Source organism: Siccirubricoccus deserti, from assembly GCF_014283215.1.
In the GTDB taxonomy this organism is placed as follows: domain Bacteria; phylum Pseudomonadota; class Alphaproteobacteria; order Acetobacterales; family Acetobacteraceae; genus Siccirubricoccus; species Siccirubricoccus deserti.
This window is the reverse complement of record NZ_JACOMF010000002.1, coordinates 59,968-76,612: the sequence shown is the minus strand read 5'-3', so window position 1 is coordinate 76,612 and position 16,645 is coordinate 59,968. Positions and strand designations below refer to the sequence as shown.

Below are 16,645 nucleotides of genomic sequence, written 5' to 3'. Positions count from 1 at the left end.
CCCTCAGCTTGCGGCGGTCATCGGCGCCTCGGCCGGCGCCGGCTCGTGGTGCAGCAAGCGGTTCGCCAGCAGCAGATCGAGCGCCACGCGCAGCCGCTCCTCGGCATCGTCCGAGGTCACCACCTCCCGCCACGCCTTCCGCAGAGCCGCCGCCGTAGTCCCGCCGCGGCACAGCTCCAGCGCCAGCCAGGATTGGGCGTTGAGCCGGAACAGCCGCGCCTCCGCCGGGGCGAAGACGACGCAGACCCCCAGTTCCCGGACCGGCCGCAGCCGCAGGCCGGGCATCTGGCTATAGTGGCCGGTCGGGCAGGACACGCAAATCCACTCCGTGGTTGGTGGCGCGGTCGAAGGGGTCGGGCGCGTCCCAGCGGCCATGGAAGGCGAATGCGGTGGAGCGGCAGCCGCCATGCGAGCCCTGGGTCGCGGCGCAATCGCCGCAGCTTTCCGTCACCGCGCCGGAGCGCAGCTGGCGATGCAGCGGATGCGCCCAGGTGTCGAGGAAACCGACCTCCCGCAGATTGCCGAAATTGACGTATTCGCGAAGGTAGGCGCAGCCGATGGAATTGCCGAAGGCGTCGATCGCCGCGGTTTGCCAGCAGCAATTGCCGTTGTTCGGATGCCAGGACTGCATCAGCCGCATCCCCGGCGGCAGGCGCAGCGCCTCCAGCGCCGCGTGCATCTCCTCCAGGCTCAGCGACGCCTCCGCCCAGCGCTGCCGCAGCCGGCCGAGCGGGTAGGGCCGCAATATACCGACCGTCGCCACGCCGAGCCCGGCCGCCAGCGCCACCCAATCCTGCAGCCGCGCCGCGTTCCAGCGGGTCATGATGGTCAGCATCTGGGTGTCGATGCCGGCGGCCAGCGCGGCGCGGATACCGGCGATGGCGAGGTCGAAGCTGCCGGCGACACCGGTCGCCGCGTCATGCGTCGCCGCATCCGGGCCCATGATGTCGACCAGCAGGGTGGCGATCCCGCACTCCGCCTTCAGCGCCGCCGCCAGCGCCGGGGTGACCAGGGTGCCGTTGGTGCGGAGCTGCACATGGAAGCGCCCCGCCGCATGCCGCAGCACATCGAGGAAATCGGCACGGTGCAGTGGCTCGCCGCCCTCGATGTAGAGGCCGATCACCCCATCCGCCTCCAGCCGGTCGAGGATGCCGCACCACTCCGCCGCCGGCAGCTCGGCGGCCGAGGCAGCCGCGGTGCAATCGGCATAGCAGTGCCGGCAGCGCAGGTTGCAGCTGCTGGTGAAGGACAGCGTCACCTTCAGCGGGCGTTCCAGCACCGGGTTGCGGGGCGGCGCGGTCATGCCTGGCCGGGCTCCGGCCCGCTCACCGCACCACCAGGCGCACCACTCTTCCTCGGGGCCGGCGCATCGATCGGCGGCCCGACCGGCACCCCATCCAGCACGCCGGCTGCCACCTCTTCCGTCACCGCTTCCGCTTTCGTCGCGGCCGGCGTGCCGTTCATCGAGCCCAGCCGCTCGGACAGCGTCATCAGCGCCGCCTGCACCGCCAGCCGGCCGCAGCCCGAATGCGGGTCCCAGCCGGGGCGGCCCGGCGTCAGCCCATCGCGCCGCGCGGTATCGCGCAGCAGGTCGCGCAGGTCGGTGCCGCGCAGCTCCATGGCCCGCTTGCCCGCCGCCGCGAACAGCAGTGCCACCGCGCCGGCGACATGCGGCGCCGCCTGGCTGGTGCCGGAGCCGACGATCCCGGCGGCCAGCCCCGGCATCCGCCCCGGCTGCCGGCGGGCCGCGCCGCCGGTGGAGCGGGCCGCGAGGATGCCGACACCAGGGGCGATGAGGTCGGGCTTCTGCCGCCCATCCCGGGTCGGCCCCTCGGAGCTGAAGGTGGCGGCGGGCCGGTGCAACGGCGCCAGCGCGTCATAGGCGCCGACCACGATGACATCATCGGCCGAGGCGAGCGAGCCGAGAGTGTGGCTCGGCGCCGCATCCTCCGGGAACCAGGATTGGTCGGGGTCGTCGCGCTCGATCCAGGCGTGGAACTGCACCGGGCCGCCCTCCGCCATCACCGCCAGGCGCCAGTCGTCGGCCTTGGTGTCGAGATCCGGCAGCATGGTGATCACCACCTGGCGCAGCATCTCGGCATCCGGCGCGACATCGAGGCCCGCCGGGCGCCGGCCGTTCCGGGTCACCACCGTGCCAATGGCGGTGTCCCCCCATCGCAGCTCGTATTCGCCATCGGCCTCGGCGCTGGCGAGCAGCTCGACCGTCTCGGCCTCGGCCCCCGGCGGCGTCAGCGTCAGCCGCAGCGCCGACGCGTCGGCGTGGCAGACCAGCAGCTGGTTGGGGATGGCGTCCCGCGCCGGCTGGCGCCAGACCAGCGTCTGCGGCCGCCCCGGCGAGGCGATGCCGGTGCTGTGGGTGCGGCTGGTGCGCTCGTTCCCGGCGCAGACGACGACGGCGCGGCCGGGCGCCCGCAGCAGCGCCGTCAGCGCCACCTCCACCGGGTTGGTGCCGTCATGTGTCCCGGTGTTGGTGGTCAGGCTGAGGTTGACCACCGCTGGCATGCGGGCTTCGGCGGCCTGGGCGAAGATGAAGGCGGCCGCCTCGTAGACCCAGGCGCCCTGCGCGAGGTCGCCGGGATCCTGCCAGTCGAAGCGCGGCAGTTGCACGAACACCAGCCCGGCCTCGGGCGCGACCCCCGGCAGCCCGGTGGCGGCGCCGTTGCCGGCGGCGATGTCGAGCACATGGGTGCCGTGCGCGCCTTCCGCCGCGGCGATGGCGCGGCCTTCCTCCGGGCTGCGGCCGGCGTAGTAATTGTCATGCGGATGATAGCCGAGCGCGGCATAGGGGCAGCCCGGCGCCTGCAGCGCCGCGTTGATGGCGCCGGGCCCGATGACCCGCCCGCGCGGCAGGCCGTCCCGCCCCGGCACCTCGCCATTCTGGTCCCATAGCGCGAGCAGCCGGGTGCCGCCCTGCCCACCCAGGCCATGGCGGAAGTTCGGATGCGCGAAGTCGATGCCGTAATCGGCGACACCGATGATGACACCAGCGCCCGCATGGCCACCGGAGACGCCGCGCGCCGCATCCTGGGCGCCGAGGTGGGGCACCCCGATCTCCGGCAGCGACCAGTTGAGCTGGGCGCGCAGCCGCTGCGCCTCCCGTACCCATTGCACGTGATCGGCCTCAAGCAGTCGGCGCAGTGGGATGATCCCGGGATCGGCGCCGGAGGGCGCCGCTTCGGTGAGCCGGACGCGGGTGGTGTAGAGATAGCCGCCGGGGCTCTCGGCCGCGGGCCTCTGGCCGTGGGCGAAGACCTCGCCGGTGGCGACGTCGGTGACGAAGCCCGGGTCAAGTCCGGGCAGGATGGGCGCGCCATCGGCGCCGAAGGGGAAACGCCGGCTGCGGACGAAGACCCGGGCGACGGCGCCCCTGGCCCTGCCTTCGACCCGCGCCACCATCATCGCCAGCCGTGGGCCGGATTTGTCGCGGTCAAGCCAGGCCAGCCGTTCCGGGTCGTCCGCCACGCAGCGCAAAGCCAGACTTGCCATTCCGGACCCCTTCCCCCAGGCTTCAACCGCCGGCCAACAACACACGGTTTCGTGAGCCAGCCGGCGGGACGTCAGAATACAGCCAAGGACCGACGGATCATCGCAAGTCCATTCCAGGCTGCGGGTCCATAAGGCAAAGAGCAAGTGGATTGTATGTGCGCAAACATACCGCGCATACTGCACCGCACTCACACGATGCTGCGACAGCTGGACCCGGACTTTGCGCATGGGCGGTTCGACCAACCGAAGCGTTGCCTGCGCCGCCTGCGGCCAGGACAACCCCGCCGCCGGCAGGTTCTGCGGACACTGCGGGGCGGCGCTTGCCCTGCGCTGCGATGATTGCGGCGCGACCCAGCCGCCGGGCTTCCGTTTCTGCGGCGCCTGTGGCCGGGCACTTGCCGCGGCGCCGGCAGGCCGGCCGCGCAGCCGTGACGAGTCCGGCACCCTCGCTCCCACCCCCGCCCCTGCTCCGACGCCGCACCACGCCGAACGCCGCCCGGTCAGCGTGCTGTTCTGCGACCTTGTGGATTCCGTCGGGCTATCGAGCCGGCTCGACCCCGAGGAATTGGCCGAGGTCATCCTGCTCTACCGCCAGGCCTGCGTGCAGGCGATCACCGCTGTGGGCGGCAGCGTCGCGCGCTATGTCGGCGACGGCATCCTGGCCTATTTCGGCTATCCGACCGCGCATGAGGACGACCCGGTACGGGCGGTGCGCGCCGGCCTCGGCATCCTCGCGGCGATGCAGGCGGTGAATCAAAGGCTGGCGGCGGAAGACAATCCGAAGCTCGCCATCCGCATCGGCATCCACACCGCGCTGGTGATGGTCGGCGACCTCGGCGTCGGCGTGGCGCGGGAGACCATGGCGGTGGTCGGCGAGGGCCCCAACATCGCCGCCCGGCTGCACCAGGCCGCGGCGCCCGATACCGTGGTGGTCAGCGCCGACACCTGCCGCGCCGTGCGCGGCTATTTCGAATGCCGCTCGCTCGGCCTGCAGCAGCTCCGCGGCCTGCCGCGCCCGGTCGAGGCCTTCGAGATCCTGGCCTCGACCGGCGCCACCACGCGGCTCGAAGCCAGCCCGGCGCTGACGCCGATGGTGAACCGCCGGCAGGAGATCGCGCTGCTCCGCCGCGCCTGGTCGCGCGCCGGGCGCGGCCAGGGCCGTGCCATCCTGCTGCGCGGCGAGGCGGGGGTGGGCAAGTCACGCCTGCTGCAGGAGCTGCGCCGCGGCATCGCCGATGAAAGCTGCATCACCCTGCAATGCCTGCCCGAGCACCAGACCAGCGCCCTGCAGCCGGCGGTGGAGGCGATGCTGCGGCTGCTCGACATGCCCCGGGCGGCGGGCGCCGAGGTGATGCGCGGCAAGCTTGGCGAAAGCTTCGCCGTGCTGGAGCCAGGGCCGCGCGCGGCCCTGATCGAGGGGCTGGTCGAGCTGTTGTTCCCCGGCCAGGGCAGCATCGAGGCGGCGGCCACGCCGCAGCTTCGCCGCCGGCGCAGCTTCGCCGCGGTGATGAAGTACCTGGCGCTGCGGGCCGCGGAGGGCCCGGTGCTGCTGATCCTCGAGGATGTGCACTGGGCGGATGATTCGACCCTCAGCCTGCTCAAGCTGCTGCTCGACCGGCTGCGCTCCATGACCATGCTGACGGTGCTGACCACCAGGCCGGAATTCGAGGCCAGCTGGATGCGCCACCCGGCGGTGACGCGGCTCGACCTGCAGCGGCTGATGCCGGCCGACACCGGCAGCATGATCGACGCGCTGACCGCCGGCCGTCCGCTGCCGGACGCGGTGCGCCGCCAGATCCTGGAACGCACCGAGGGCGTGCCGCTGTTCGTCGAGGAACTGCTGGGGGCGGTGCTGGATTCCGCCACGCTGCACGACCCCGCGGCGCGGCCGCGGCCGCTGGCCATCCCGACCACCTTGCAGGGCTCGGTCATGGCCCGGCTCGACCGGCTCGGCGCGGCGCGGCCGGTCGCCCAGCTCTGCTCCGCGCTCGGCCGCAGCTTCAGCCGGGTGCTGGCGGCGGCGGCCGGAGAGGTGGAGCCGGCGGCGCTGGATGCGGCGCTCGACCGGCTGGTTGCCGAGCGCTTCCTGCAACGCAGCGGCACCGGCGCGGATGCGGTCTATGCCTTCCGCCATGCGCTGATCCAGGACGCGACCTATGAGTCGCTGCTGCTGGCGCGGCGGCGGGAGATCCATCGCCGCATCGCCACGGTGCTGCAGGATGGCAGCGCCGGTGATGTCGCGGCGCAGCCGGAGGTGCTGGCCAACCACCTGACCCTTGCGGGCATGACGATGGAGGCGCTGGCCGCCTGGGAACGCGCCGGCCTGGCCGCCGCCGAGCGTTCGGCGAGCGTCGAGGCGGCGGCGCATTTCGCCCGCGCGGTGGAGTTGCTGGAGGAGCTGCCGGCCAGCCGCTTCCCCCAGCCGGAGCAGCGGGCCGAGACCATGCTGCGCCTGCGCATGGCGCTCGGCACGCAATACCTGATCACCCGCGGCAATGGCGCACCCGAGGTGGAGGCGGCCTTCGACGCGGCGCTGGCCGAAAGCCACGACATCGCCGAGACGCCGATGGCGTTTCGCGGCTTCTACGGCTTGCAGACCTTCTACATCGTGCGTGGCCGGCTGGATGTGGCGCGCTCGGTCGGCGGCCGGATGCTGGCGCTGGCCGAGCGGCTGGGCGAGCCCGGCATGCTGCTGCAGGCGCATCGCCTGGCCGGGCTGGTGACGCTCTACAGCGGTGAGTTCGCCGCGGCCGAGGCCGCCCTCGGCCGGGCGCGGGCACTGTACCTGCGGGAGCGCGACGCGCCGCAGCGCTTCGAATACGGCTCCGACCCCGGGGTGCTGACGCATTGCGCGCTCGGCTGGGTGCTGTGGTTCCGCGGCCAGCCGGACGCATCGCTGGCCGAGGATGCGGCGTCGCTCGACCTCGCCACGGACCTCGACCATCCGCACAGCCGTGCCTTTGCGCAGAGCTTCTCCGCCTCGCTGCACCAGTGGCGGGGCGAGCCGGCGGCGGCGCGGCAGCGGGCGGAGGCGGTGGTGCGGCTGGCCCGCGACAACGGCTTCTCCTACTGGGATGCCTGGGGCGAGATGGTGGCCGGCTGGGCCCAGGCAACGCCCGGCGATGGCGGCGCCGGCATCGGCCGGCTGCGCGAGGGTCTGGCGGCCTATGCCGCCACCGGCGGCGGGTTGATGCAATCCTACGGGCTGCTGCTGCTGGCCGATGCCAGCCTGCGCTGCGGCAACGCCACCGCGGCGGAGCGCCATGCCACGGCGGGGCTGGAGGAGGTGGAGCGCAGCCAGGTGCGCTTCGTCGAGGCCGCCCTGCTGCGGCTGCGCGGCCTTGCCCTGGCCGGGCGGGACCCGGCGGGTGCCGCCGCCGCGCTGCGCGGCGCGGTCGCCGTGGCGGAGGCGCAGGGGGCGGTGCCGCTGGCGGCGGCGGCGCGGGCGGCGCTGGCCGAACTCCAGCGGCCGCCGGGCGAGCGTGCCACCGGGGCCTCCGCGATCCGGATCGGCTGCAATGGCTGACCCCGTGGCGCCGGGGTGGCCATGCCCCGTGGGCCACCCCTACCGCCGCGGCAGCAGGACCAGGATCGGCCCCGGCGCATCGGTGACCTCGACCGGCAGCGTGCCGACCGGGTCGCCATCCGCCTGCACCGGCACCACCGCCCCGCCCGGCAGCGGCTCCAGCCGCACCGCCATGGCCTGGCGCAGCACCACGCCGGGCATGCGCGGCAGCAGGTCGAGCGGCAGGGTGGCGCCGTAAAGCCCGGCAGACCAGGGCCCGCCGCGCCGGAACAACGCCACCTGGAAACCGGCCTCGCCCGGCCGGGCCGCCGGCGCCAGCAGGTGCCGCCCGGCATAGAGCCGGCCTTTGGAGACGATGGCACTCGCCACCTCCTCCGCCACGCCGTCCAGCACCGCGGTGAAGCGCGGGAAGCGGTAACGTCCAAGCTCCCGCATGCCCTGCAGCACATAGGCGCCGCGGCCGAGCCGCCGCTTCAGCCCGAGGTCGAGCCGCGCCACCACCGCGGCGTCGAAGCCCGCACCCAGCATCTGCACGAACAGCCGCTGCCCGCCATCGCCGAAGCGGGCGAGGCCAGGGCGCAACAGGGTCGGCACGCCCTCCGCCAGCACCCGCGCCGCGGCGGCCGGGGCGGCGGGCAGGCCAAGCTCCCAGGCCAGCACATTGGCGGTGCCGAGCGGCAGCACGCCGAGGCCGGCGGCGGTTCCGGCCAGGCCGGCGGCGACTTCGGCGATGGTGCCGTCGCCGCCCGCCGCCACCACCAGCCGCAGGCCCCGGCCGGCGGCGTCACGCGCCAGCGCCGTGGCATGGCCGGGATGGCGGGTCTCCGCCACCGCCGCGGCAAGCCCGCGGTCGCACAGCGCGGCCAGCGCCTGCTCCAGCCGGCGGCGGCGGCGGCGCCCGGCGGTCGGGTTGAAGATGATCAGCATCCGGTCCTTCGTCGCCCGCGTCGCGCCGGGCGGTATCGGCCCGGGATGACAGCGGCGCGACAGTCATGCCGCAGCCGCGTGACACTTTGCGGAAGCAACCGTGGATTCCGCCCGCGTCATGCAAGATTCATCACCAGTCCTGCCTTGTTGCGGTACTGGCGGCACCAGCAACAGTCAGCGAATCGGTGCCTCCGTATTGCGGCGGAACCTGGTCGCGGGCCGCGGCACCCGGGGTCCCGGCATCGGGATCGGAGTACAAGCCTCAACAGGGCGGGGGCAATGCAGACCAGCGAAACCAGGCGCCGCTACCGGACCATCTTCGTCTCGGACATCCACCTCGGCACCCGCGGCTGCCGCGCCGATTTCCTGCTCGACTTCCTCCGCCGCACGGATTGCGAGCGGCTGTTCCTGGTGGGCGACGTGGTCGATGGCTGGCGGCTGCGGAAGTCCTGGTACTGGACCGCGGCCTTCGACGAGGTGCTGCGCGAGGTGCTGGAGATGGCGCGGCGCGGCGTCGAGGTCACCTACATCCCCGGCAACCACGACGAGATGTTCCGCGAATGGCTGGGGCTCGAGATCGCCGGGGTGCGGCTGGCGCGGGAAGCGGTGCACACCGCGGCGGATGGCCGGCGCTACCTGGTCATCCATGGCGACGAGTTCGACGGCGTGATCCGCTACGCCCGCGTCCTCGCCCTGCTCGGCGACCGCGCCTATGACTGGGCGCTGACCCTGAATCGGCTGTTCAACGCCGCCCGCCGCCGCCTCGGCTACCCCTATTGGTCGCTCAGCCAATGGCTGAAGCGGCAGGTGAAGGAAGCGGTGAAGGCGATCGACCGCTTCGAGGTGGCGCTGGCGCATGAGGCGAAGCGGCGCGGCCTGGATGGCGTGATCTGCGGCCATATCCATCATGCCGAGATGCGCCTGGTGCAGGGCGTCGCCTACATGAACGACGGCGACTGGGTGGAAAGCTGCACCGCGCTGGTCGAGCATGCCGATGGCCGCTTCGAATTGGTGGATTGGGCGGAGGAGAACCGCCTCTCCTTCTGGCCCGAGCCGGAACGCCGCACCCCCGCGGCGCTCGCCCGCACGCCCTAGCCGGACTCCCGACCCACCTCATGCTCCTCGATGCAAGCGGCGCGCTCGCCGGCGCGACCCTCGACCACCCTCCGCGTGCCGTCTGGCACGCCGCATGGGATGCGCCCGCGATGCTGGACGATGACACGCCGCTGCGTCTGTTGATCGTGACGGACGCCTGGCACCCACAGGTGAACGGCGTGGTCCGCACCCTCTCGACCGTCGCCAAGGTGCTGCGGGCCCAGGGCGATGCGGTGGAGGTGATCGGCCCCGATCGCTTCCGTACCCTGCCGCTGCCGAGCTACCCGGAGATCCGCCTGGCACTGTGGCCACGCCGGGCGCTCGCCCGCATGGTGGACGGCTTCGCGCCCAGCGCGGTGCACATCGCCACCGAAGGCCCGCTCGGCTGGGCGATGCGGGCGCTGTGCCGGCGGCGCGGCTGGCGCTTCACCACCAGCCTCCACACCAAATTCCCCGACTACCTGCACGCCCGCACTGGGCTGCCGCCGCGCTTCGCCTGGGCGATACTGCGGCGCTTCCACGCCGCCGGCGACGGCACCTTCGCGGCGACGCGCAGCCTGCGGGAGGAGCTGACCTTGCGCGGCTTCACCCGCATCCGCCCCTGGACCCGCGGCGTCGATCTGACGCAGTTCAACGGCGCCGGGCGCGACGAATGGGCGGGCCTGCCGCGGCCGGTCTTCCTGCATGTCGGCCGCGTCGCGGTGGAGAAGAACATCGAGGCCTTCCTCGCCCTTGACCTGCCGGGCTCGAAGGTGGTGGTGGGGGACGGGCCGCAGCGCGCCGCGCTGGAACGCCGCTTCCCCGCCGCGCATTTCGCCGGCTGGCGGCAGGGTGAGGCGCTTGCGCGGGCCTATGCCGGCGCCGATGTGCTGGTCTTCCCCTCCCGCACCGACACCTTCGGCCTGGTGATGCTGGAGGCGATGGCCTGCGGCACGCCGGTCGCGGCCTTTCCGGTGATGGGGCCGCTGGATGTCATCCCGGGGTCCGGCGCCGGGGTGGTGGACGCCGACCTGCGCGCCGCGGCGCTGGCCGCGCTGGCCTGCGACCGCGCCGCCGCGCGGGCCCATGCCGAGCGCTATTCCTGGGCCGCCTGCGCCACCGGCTTCCGCCGCCAGCTCGCGCCCCTCGCGACCGCGTGACTCGCGCGGCTTCCGCGCCGCTTCTGACCGTGCTAGGGCGAGGGCACCCGCGATGCCCCACGCCCCATGCTCCGGCGACTGATCCGCCATCCTGCGACCCAGGCCGCTTTCGCCCGGGTGCTTGGCCTTTACCTGGCGCTGGTCTTCCGCACCACCCGCTGGACCCTGCTGGGCGAGGAGCATCTGCGCGCCGCCCTCGGCCCGGCAGCTGAGGGTTCTGGCCGGCCGGTGGTCGCCGCCTTCTGGCACGAACGCCTGCCGATGATGCCGATGCTCTGGCTCACCGCCCGGCGGCAGGTGCCGGCACTGGCGCCGAAGCGGGCATATGTGCTGGTCTCCCGTCACCGCGACGGCCGCTTCATCGGCGAGGTGGTGCGGCGCTTCCAGCTGGAGATGGTGCATGGCTCGACCTCGCGCGGCGGTGCCGCCGGCCTGCGCGTGCTGCTGCGGGTGCTGGCGGCCGGGGATGTGGTGGTGATCACGCCCGACGGCCCGCGCGGGCCGCGCCGCAGCGCCGCACCCGGCGTGGCGCAGCTTGCCGCCCTCTCCGGCCTGCCGGTGCTGCCCTGCGCCGCCCGCACCCGCCGCGCCCGGGTGCTCGGCAGCTGGGACCGGATGGTCCTGCCGTTGCCCTTCGGCCGCGGCGTGCTGGTCATGGGCCGCCCGGTGCCGGTGCCGCGGGAGGCGCCGGAGGCGGCGCTACCGGCGATCGAGGCGGCGCTCTCCGCCGCCTGCGACACCGCCGATGCCTGGGCCGGCCGGCCCGCCGCCGGCGTCGCCGGGCTGGGAGCGGTGGCGTGAGCCTCGGTGGCAGGCTCTGGTATGGCACCGCAACGGTGGTGGCTCCGGCGCTGCGGCCCTTCCTCCGCCGCCGCGCGGCGCGGGGCAAGGAGATCGCCACAAGGCTGCCGGAACGCGAGGGAGAGGGTGCGGCACGGCCGCCGGGCCGGTTGCTCTGGCTGCATGCCGCAAGCGTCGGGGAGACCATGTCGATCCTGCCGCTGCTCTCGGCGCTGGCGGCACGCGCCCCCGACCTCAACCTGCTGGTCACCACCGTGACCGTGACCGGCGCCGAGCTGCTGGCGCAGCGGCTGCCGCCGGAATTGGCGCCGCGGGTGCTGCACCGCTTCCTGCCGCTGGACGTGCCGGGCTGGGTGTCCCGCTTCCTCGATGGCTGGCGGCCGGATGCGGCGGCGCTGGTGGAATCCGAGCTCTGGCCCAACCTGATCGCCGCGCTCGCCGCGCGCGGCACCCCGCTGGCCCTGGTCAACGCCCGCTTCTCCGCCCGCGCGGCACGGCGCTGGCGCCTGGCCCCGGGTCTGGGGCGGGAGATGATGGCCGCCTTCCGCCTGGTGCTGGCGCAGTCGGAGGCCGATGCGGCGCGGCTGCGCGACCTGGGCGCCCCGCTGGTGGAGATCCCCGGCAATCTGAAGGAGGCGGCGCCGCCGCTGCCGGCCGACCCGGTGAAGCTGGCGGCGCTGCGGACGGCGATCGGCGCCCGGCCGGTCTTCCTCGCCGCCAGCACCCACCCGGGGGAGGAGGCGGTGGTCATGGCGGCGCACCGGCTGCTGGCACCGGCGCATCCCGGGCTGCTGACCGTCATCGTCCCCCGGCATCCCGCGCGCGGCGCCGCCATCGCCGCCGAGGCCGGCGGGCTCGCCGTCTCGCGGCGCGCCACCGGGGCGCTGCCGACGCCGCATACGATGGTGCATGTCGCCGACACGCTGGGCGAACTCGGGCTGTTCTACCGCCTGGCCTCCGCCTGCCTGGTCGGCGGCTCGCTGGTGCCGCATGGCGGGCAGAATCCGCTGGAGCCGGCCCGGCTGGGCTGCCCGATCCTGCTCGGACCTCATACCTGGAACTTCGCCGATCCGGTGGCGCGGCTGCTGGCCGCCGCTGGGGCACGCCGGGTGGTGGCCGGGCCGGATGCGGTGGATCAGGCCGCGGCGCTGGCGGCGGCGGTCACCGAGGTGCTGACCAGCCCCGACCTGGGCCGGGGCATGGCCGCCAATGCCGCCGCGGTCGCCGCCATCGGGGCTGGCTTGCCGGAGGTTGTGGCTGATAAGCTGCTGCGCTTGCTGCCCAGGGGCGATGCCGGTGCCGGGCCGGACCGCCCGCTTCGCCTTCCGCTGGGTGCCCTCACGGGTGACGGGGTCAGTCCGCCGTGGCGCGTCCAGCATGAGTCTCCCCTGGGTGCCGACCCGCCTGCCGGGCCGGCTGCCTGAACCGTCGATGCTGCAAGGACCGGTCTGGACCTGATGCGTGCCCCAGAATTCTGGGGCGGGAATGGCAAGGGGCTGCTGCCCCTGCTGCTCTCGCCCATCGCCGCCATCTACGCCTGCACCACCGCGCGGCGGATGGCCCGGCCGGGCTGGCAGGCGCCGGTCCCGGTGATCTGCTGCGGCAACGCCACGGCCGGCGGCGCCGGCAAGACCACCGTCACCCTCGACATCGGCCAGCGGCTGGCGAACCGCGGCGTCGCGGTGCATTTCCTGACCCGCGGCTATGGCGGGCGGCTCAAGGGCCCGGTGCGGGTCGACCCCAGCGTGCATGACAGCCAGGCGGTCGGCGACGAGGCGCTGCTGCTGGCGAATGAACGCCCGACCTGGGTCTCGGCCGACCGCGCCGCCGGGGCGCGGGCGGCGGTGGCGGCCGGGGCGCAGGCCATCGTCATGGATGACGGGCTGCAGAATCCGACCCTGGAGAAGGATCTCTCGCTGCTCGTCATCGACGGCAGCTTCGGCTTCGGCAACAACCGCGTCATCCCGGCCGGGCCGTTGCGGGAGCCGGTGGCGAAGGCAGCGGCGCGCAGCCGCGCCGCAGTGATGATCGGCGAGGACGAGGCTGGCGCCGCGGCGCTGCTGCCGCCGCGCCTGCCGGTGCTGCGAGCCATGCTGCGGCCGGGGCCTGAGGCGGAACTGCTGGCCGGCCAGCCGGTCTACGCCTTCTGCGGCATCGCCAACCCGAAGAAATTCTTCTCCACCTTGCAGGAGGCCGGGGCGGTGTTGGCCGGCAAGATGGCCTTCGCCGACCACTACCCCTTCGACGAGGGCGACATGCGCGACCTGCTGGCCGAGGCGGATACGCTGCGGGCCATGCCGGTGACCACCCGCAAGGATTACGTCCGCATCCCGCCTGCCTTCCGCAGCCGGGTGACGGTGGTGACCATTCGCCTGGAATGGTCGGATACGGTGGCGATCGAGGCGCTGCTGGACCCGCTGGCGCAACGGGTACCCGTCCCGGCCTGAGCCCTTCCGGGCTGGCCCGAGGGCAGCTCCCCCTCCCTCGTAGAAGGGCGAGCCATCCTGTTCGGCGCCCGGCGCTACACCGCGGGGTAGAGGTAGGGCGGCAGCGGCTCGGTCAGATCGATCACGCCCTTCACCCCGGGCACATTCTCCGCCATCACCCGCAGGCCGCGCTGCACCGCCTCGGCCGTCCGGAAGCCGTGGAACTCCACCACGCCGCCCTTCACCTCGACCAGGGTGTAGAAAGTATCGGCCCAGGGTTCCTTGCGCATCGTCGCCAGCACCGCGCGGCGGATGCGGTCGTCGGACAGCTCGGCCGCCTCCACCGGCGGCGCGACCAGGGCGCGCAGCAGGTCGGCGCGGGACACCAGCCCCCGGAGCTTTCCGTCCTGCACCACCAGCACCCGGCGGATGCCGCGCTCCTCCATCAGATGCGCGATATGGGTGGCGGGCGCCGTCTCCTCCACCGTCACCACCTCGGTCGTCATGATGTCGGCGGCGGTGGCGCCATGGGTGCGGGCGTAGCGGTTGGCCTGTTCGGCCGGGTCGGCGAAGGGGTTGCGGAACCAGCCGGTGGGCTGGTCCTCGGCGCCGGCCAGGCGGCGGATCAGATCGGCCTCGGTGACCAGGCCGAGCACCGTGCCGGCCTTGTCGAGCACCGGTACGGCGGAGATGCCGCGCTCGGCCAGCAGCCGTGCCACCGCCACCACCGCGGTGTCGGGGGGAACGCTCACCACATCGGGGGTCATCAGGTCGCGGGCAGTCGGGACGTGGGCCATGCCGTGCTTTCCTCCGCTCGGTGATCGCAGCCTACGCCATGGCAACGCCGTTCGCCCTGCTTCGGCACAACCCCACCCCTTCCGTGCACTGGCAGTCGTGGCTATGTCTCGATAGTTGCTTCATTGGGAGGAATTTGCAGCATGACGGGCTTCACTCGCCGCACCGCCCTGGCGCTGGGGGCCGCGCTTGCCGCGCCGCGCCTGGCGCACGCCCAGGCCACCCAGCTCGCCATCGCCACCGGCACCACCGGCGGCGTCTACTATCCACTGGGCGGCGCGCTGGCGAATATCCTGTCCCGCAACATTCCCGGGCTCAGCGCCACCGTCGAGGTGACCGGCGGCTCGGTCGCCAACAACCAGCTGCTGGGCGCCGGCCGCGTCGGCATGATCTTCACCCAGGTGGATGCCAGCGTGGATGCGGTGCGCGGCGAGGACCGTTTCCGTGGCCGCCCGGTGAAGGTGCGCGCCATCGCCGTGCTCTACACCAACCGCATGCAGGTGGTGACCACCGCCGCGACCGGCATCAACACCATGGCCGATCTCAAGGGCAAGCGTGTCTCCACCGGCGCGCCGGGCTCGGCGACCGAAGTGATGGCGTTCCGGCTGATCGAGGGCGCCGGGCTTGACCGCGAGAAGGATTTCCGCGCCCGCGAACGGCTTTCCCCGGCCGAGAGCACCAATGCCATCAAGGATGGTAAGCTCGACGCCTATTTCTTCGTGTCCGGCGTGCCCACCAGTGCCGTCACCGACCTCGGCGCCTCGCCTGGCATCACCTTGAAGTTGGTCGACCACGCCGAGTTCGTGCCGAAGATCGTCGCCAAGCACGGGCCGGTCTATTTCCCGGAGGTGATCCCGGCCGGCACCTATCCGGGCCAGACCACGGACAACCACCAGATGTCAGTGGCCAACATCCTCGCCGTGCTGGACACCATGCCGGATGAGCAGGTGAAGAAGATCCTGGAAGTGACCTGGGGCAAACGCGCCGAGCTGGCGCAGGTCCATGCCGAGGGCCGCAACTTCACCCTGGACAAGCAGAAGACCGCCGCCGCCGGCGTGCCCTGGCACCCCGCCGCGGAAGCCTTCTGGAAGGCGCAGGGCGCGCAGCTCGGCTGACATGGGATCGGGCGGCGCCGATGGCGCCGCCCGGTTTCCGCTTGACCTCCTGCGCCGTCGCCAACAGCCTGCCGGCAAAGGCCGCCTGCGGTCGGGAGGGACAGCCATGAAATTCGGGATCTTCTATGAACTGCAATTGCCCAAGCCCTGGGACCCGACCAGCGAGCGCGACCTGTACCGCAACGCCCTGGCGCAGCTCGAGCTGGCGGATCGCCTGGGCTACGACTACGCCTGGGAGGTGGAGCACCACTTCCTGGAGGAGTATTCGCATTCCCCGGCGCCGGAGGTGTTCCTCGGCGCCGCCAGCCAGCGCACCAGCCGCATCCGGCTTGGCCACGGCATCATCCAGCTCACCACCAACCACCCGGCTCGGGTCGCCGAACGCGTCGCGGCACTCGACCTGCTGAGCGACGGGCGGGTGGAATTCGGCATCGGCGAAGGCGCCAGCATCACCGAACTCGGCCCCTTCGATCGCGGCATGGCGGAGAAGCGCGCGGTCTGGGAGGATGCGGTGCGCTGCATCCTGCCGATGATGCAGCAGGAAGGCTTCGAGTACGACGGGCCGTATTTCCAGTTCCCGCTGCGCAACGTGCTGCCGAAGCCGCTGCAGCGGCCGCACCCGCCGCTCTGGGTCGCCTGCTCACAGCTTGAGACCATCGAGATGGCGGGGCGGCGCGGCATGGGCGCACTGGGCTTCCAGTTCCTGAGCGCCGAGGCCGCCCATGCCTGGGTGCACGCCTACTACAACAGCTTCGTGAAGTGGCTGGACAAGCTGGCGGACTACGCCACAAACCCGAACATCGCCCTGGTCAGCTACTTCATGTGCGCCGAGACCGATGAGGAAGCCCGGCGCCGCGCCGATGGCGTCACCTTCTTCCAATTCGCGCTGCGCTACTACAACGCCGCCCAGGGCCGCGAGCGGGCGAAGCCCGGCACCGTCAGCCTCTGGGCCGAATACGAGGCCTGGAAGCGGGCCAACCCGGAAGCGGTGGCGCGCGCCCTGTCCGGCGGGCTGATCGGCTCGCCCGAGACGCTCAGGCGCAAGCTGCGGAAGTTCGAAAGCTCGAACATCGACCAGATCATCCTGCTGAACCAGGCCGGCAAGAACAGCCATGCCGACATCTGCGAAAGCCTGGAGCTGTTTGCCCGCGAGGTGATGCCGGAATTCCACGCGCGCGAGCCGGAGCACCAGGCGTGGAAGCGCGGCGTGCTGGCCGGCGAGATCGAGCTGGAGGAGATCGACACCGCGCCCTTCCGCGACCGCTTCGGGCCGAATGCGGTGCAGGTCGCCCGGCCGGCGGCGGCGGAGTGATA

The 16,645-nt window shown here is 72.9% G+C and carries 13 protein-coding genes; 8 read left to right on the top strand and 5 right to left on the bottom strand.

Annotated features, from left to right (window positions below; all coding sequences use genetic code 11):
• Window positions 1–3 precede the first annotated feature (3 nt).
• From H7965_RS02020 to H7965_RS02010, 3 genes are read right to left on the bottom strand one after another with little or no spacing between them, the layout of a single operon-like run.
• Window positions 4–315 (bottom strand): hypothetical protein, encoded by a 312-nt coding sequence (locus H7965_RS02020; RefSeq protein WP_186768864.1) that lies wholly within the window; start codon window positions 313–315, stop codon window positions 4–6.
• Window positions 290–1,303, bottom strand: coding sequence for a radical SAM protein (locus tag H7965_RS02015; RefSeq protein WP_186768863.1), 1,014 nt, complete (start codon window positions 1,301–1,303; stop codon window positions 290–292). The genes H7965_RS02020 and H7965_RS02015 overlap by 26 nt, the downstream gene beginning before the upstream one ends.
• Complete coding sequence (locus tag H7965_RS02010) at window positions 1,300–3,507, bottom strand: S8 family serine peptidase (protein ID WP_186768862.1); 2,208 nt, start codon at window positions 3,505–3,507, stop codon at window positions 1,300–1,302. Before H7965_RS02010 ends, H7965_RS02015 begins: the two co-directional genes overlap by 4 nt.
• Before the next feature lie 226 nt (window positions 3,508–3,733).
• Here H7965_RS02010 and H7965_RS02005 point away from each other — a divergent pair, with 226 nt between their 5' ends.
• Window positions 3,734–7,033 carry an adenylate/guanylate cyclase domain-containing protein gene (locus H7965_RS02005; RefSeq protein ID WP_186768861.1) on the top strand — a complete coding sequence of 1,100 codons (3,300 nt, stop codon included), beginning with the start codon at window positions 3,734–3,736 and terminating at the stop codon, window positions 7,031–7,033.
• 39 nt (window positions 7,034–7,072) lie between these two features.
• Here H7965_RS02005 and H7965_RS02000 read toward each other — a convergent pair whose 3' ends face one another.
• Entirely contained in the window at window positions 7,073–7,960 is an 888-nt protein-coding gene (locus H7965_RS02000) for a diacylglycerol/lipid kinase family protein (RefSeq protein ID WP_186768860.1), read from the bottom strand.
• 279 nt (window positions 7,961–8,239) lie between these two features.
• On the opposite strand from H7965_RS02000, the gene H7965_RS01995 reads away from it, so the two are divergent.
• The 5 genes from H7965_RS01995 (at window position 8,240) to lpxK (ending at window position 13,442) form a co-directional block, all read left to right on the top strand.
• On the top strand, window positions 8,240–9,055 hold the full coding sequence (locus tag H7965_RS01995) for a UDP-2,3-diacylglucosamine diphosphatase (protein WP_186768859.1): 816 nt from the start codon (window positions 8,240–8,242) through the stop codon (window positions 9,053–9,055).
• Between the two features lie 110 nt (window positions 9,056–9,165).
• On the top strand, window positions 9,166–10,194 hold the full coding sequence (locus H7965_RS01990) for a glycosyltransferase family 4 protein (RefSeq protein WP_186768858.1): 1,029 nt from the start codon (window positions 9,166–9,168) through the stop codon (window positions 10,192–10,194).
• A gap of 66 nt (window positions 10,195–10,260) precedes the next feature.
• Entirely contained in the window at window positions 10,261–10,995 is a 735-nt protein-coding gene (locus tag H7965_RS01985; protein ID WP_186768857.1) for a lysophospholipid acyltransferase family protein, read from the top strand.
• Entirely contained in the window at window positions 10,992–12,419 is a 1,428-nt protein-coding gene (locus H7965_RS01980; protein ID WP_186768856.1) for a 3-deoxy-D-manno-octulosonic acid transferase, read from the top strand. Before H7965_RS01985 ends, H7965_RS01980 begins: the two co-directional genes overlap by 4 nt.
• Window positions 12,420–12,452: 33 nt before the next feature.
• Window positions 12,453–13,442 (top strand): tetraacyldisaccharide 4'-kinase, encoded by a 990-nt coding sequence (gene lpxK / locus H7965_RS01975; protein WP_186768855.1) that lies wholly within the window; start codon window positions 12,453–12,455, stop codon window positions 13,440–13,442.
• Between the two features lie 74 nt (window positions 13,443–13,516).
• On the opposite strand, the gene H7965_RS01970 is transcribed toward lpxK, so the two are convergent.
• The gene (locus H7965_RS01970) at window positions 13,517–14,218 is read right to left on the bottom strand and encodes a CBS domain-containing protein (RefSeq protein ID WP_229682390.1); all 702 of its coding nucleotides are present in this window, start codon (window positions 14,216–14,218) and stop codon (window positions 13,517–13,519) included.
• 141 nt (window positions 14,219–14,359) lie between these two features.
• Between H7965_RS01970 and H7965_RS01965 the strand changes: the two genes are divergently transcribed.
• Both H7965_RS01965 and H7965_RS01960 read left to right on the top strand, forming a co-directional pair.
• A complete protein-coding gene (locus H7965_RS01965; RefSeq protein ID WP_186768854.1) occupies window positions 14,360–15,331 on the top strand; it encodes a TAXI family TRAP transporter solute-binding subunit in 972 nt (323 codons plus the stop codon).
• Between the two features lie 106 nt (window positions 15,332–15,437).
• Window positions 15,438–16,643 (top strand): LLM class flavin-dependent oxidoreductase, encoded by a 1,206-nt coding sequence (locus H7965_RS01960; protein WP_186768853.1) that lies wholly within the window; start codon window positions 15,438–15,440, stop codon window positions 16,641–16,643.
• Window positions 16,644–16,645: the final 2 nt, after the last annotated feature.

What these genes read in the sequence shown, in the direction of transcription:
- H7965_RS02015 (WP_186768863.1), bottom strand. Translation starts at nt 1,303, where the DNA reads ATGACCGCGCCGCCCCGCAACCCGGTGCTGGAACGCCCGCTGAAGGTG.
- H7965_RS02010 (WP_186768862.1), bottom strand. Translation starts at nt 3,507, where the DNA reads ATGGCAAGTCTGGCTTTGCGCTGCGTGGCGGACGACCCGGAACGGCTG.
- H7965_RS02005 (WP_186768861.1), top strand. Translation starts at nt 3,734, where the DNA reads ATGGGCGGTTCGACCAACCGAAGCGTTGCCTGCGCCGCCTGCGGCCAG.
- H7965_RS02000 (WP_186768860.1), bottom strand. Translation starts at nt 7,960, where the DNA reads ATGCTGATCATCTTCAACCCGACCGCCGGGCGCCGCCGCCGCCGCCGG.
- H7965_RS01995 (WP_186768859.1), top strand. Translation starts at nt 8,240, where the DNA reads ATGCAGACCAGCGAAACCAGGCGCCGCTACCGGACCATCTTCGTCTCG.
- H7965_RS01990 (WP_186768858.1), top strand. Translation starts at nt 9,166, where the DNA reads ATGCTGGACGATGACACGCCGCTGCGTCTGTTGATCGTGACGGACGCC.
- H7965_RS01985 (WP_186768857.1), top strand. Translation starts at nt 10,261, where the DNA reads ATGCTCCGGCGACTGATCCGCCATCCTGCGACCCAGGCCGCTTTCGCC.
- lpxK (WP_186768855.1), top strand. Translation starts at nt 12,453, where the DNA reads ATGCGTGCCCCAGAATTCTGGGGCGGGAATGGCAAGGGGCTGCTGCCC.
- H7965_RS01970 (WP_229682390.1), bottom strand. Translation starts at nt 14,218, where the DNA reads ATGGCCCACGTCCCGACTGCCCGCGACCTGATGACCCCCGATGTGGTG.
- H7965_RS01965 (WP_186768854.1), top strand. Translation starts at nt 14,360, where the DNA reads ATGACGGGCTTCACTCGCCGCACCGCCCTGGCGCTGGGGGCCGCGCTT.
- H7965_RS01960 (WP_186768853.1), top strand. Translation starts at nt 15,438, where the DNA reads ATGAAATTCGGGATCTTCTATGAACTGCAATTGCCCAAGCCCTGGGAC.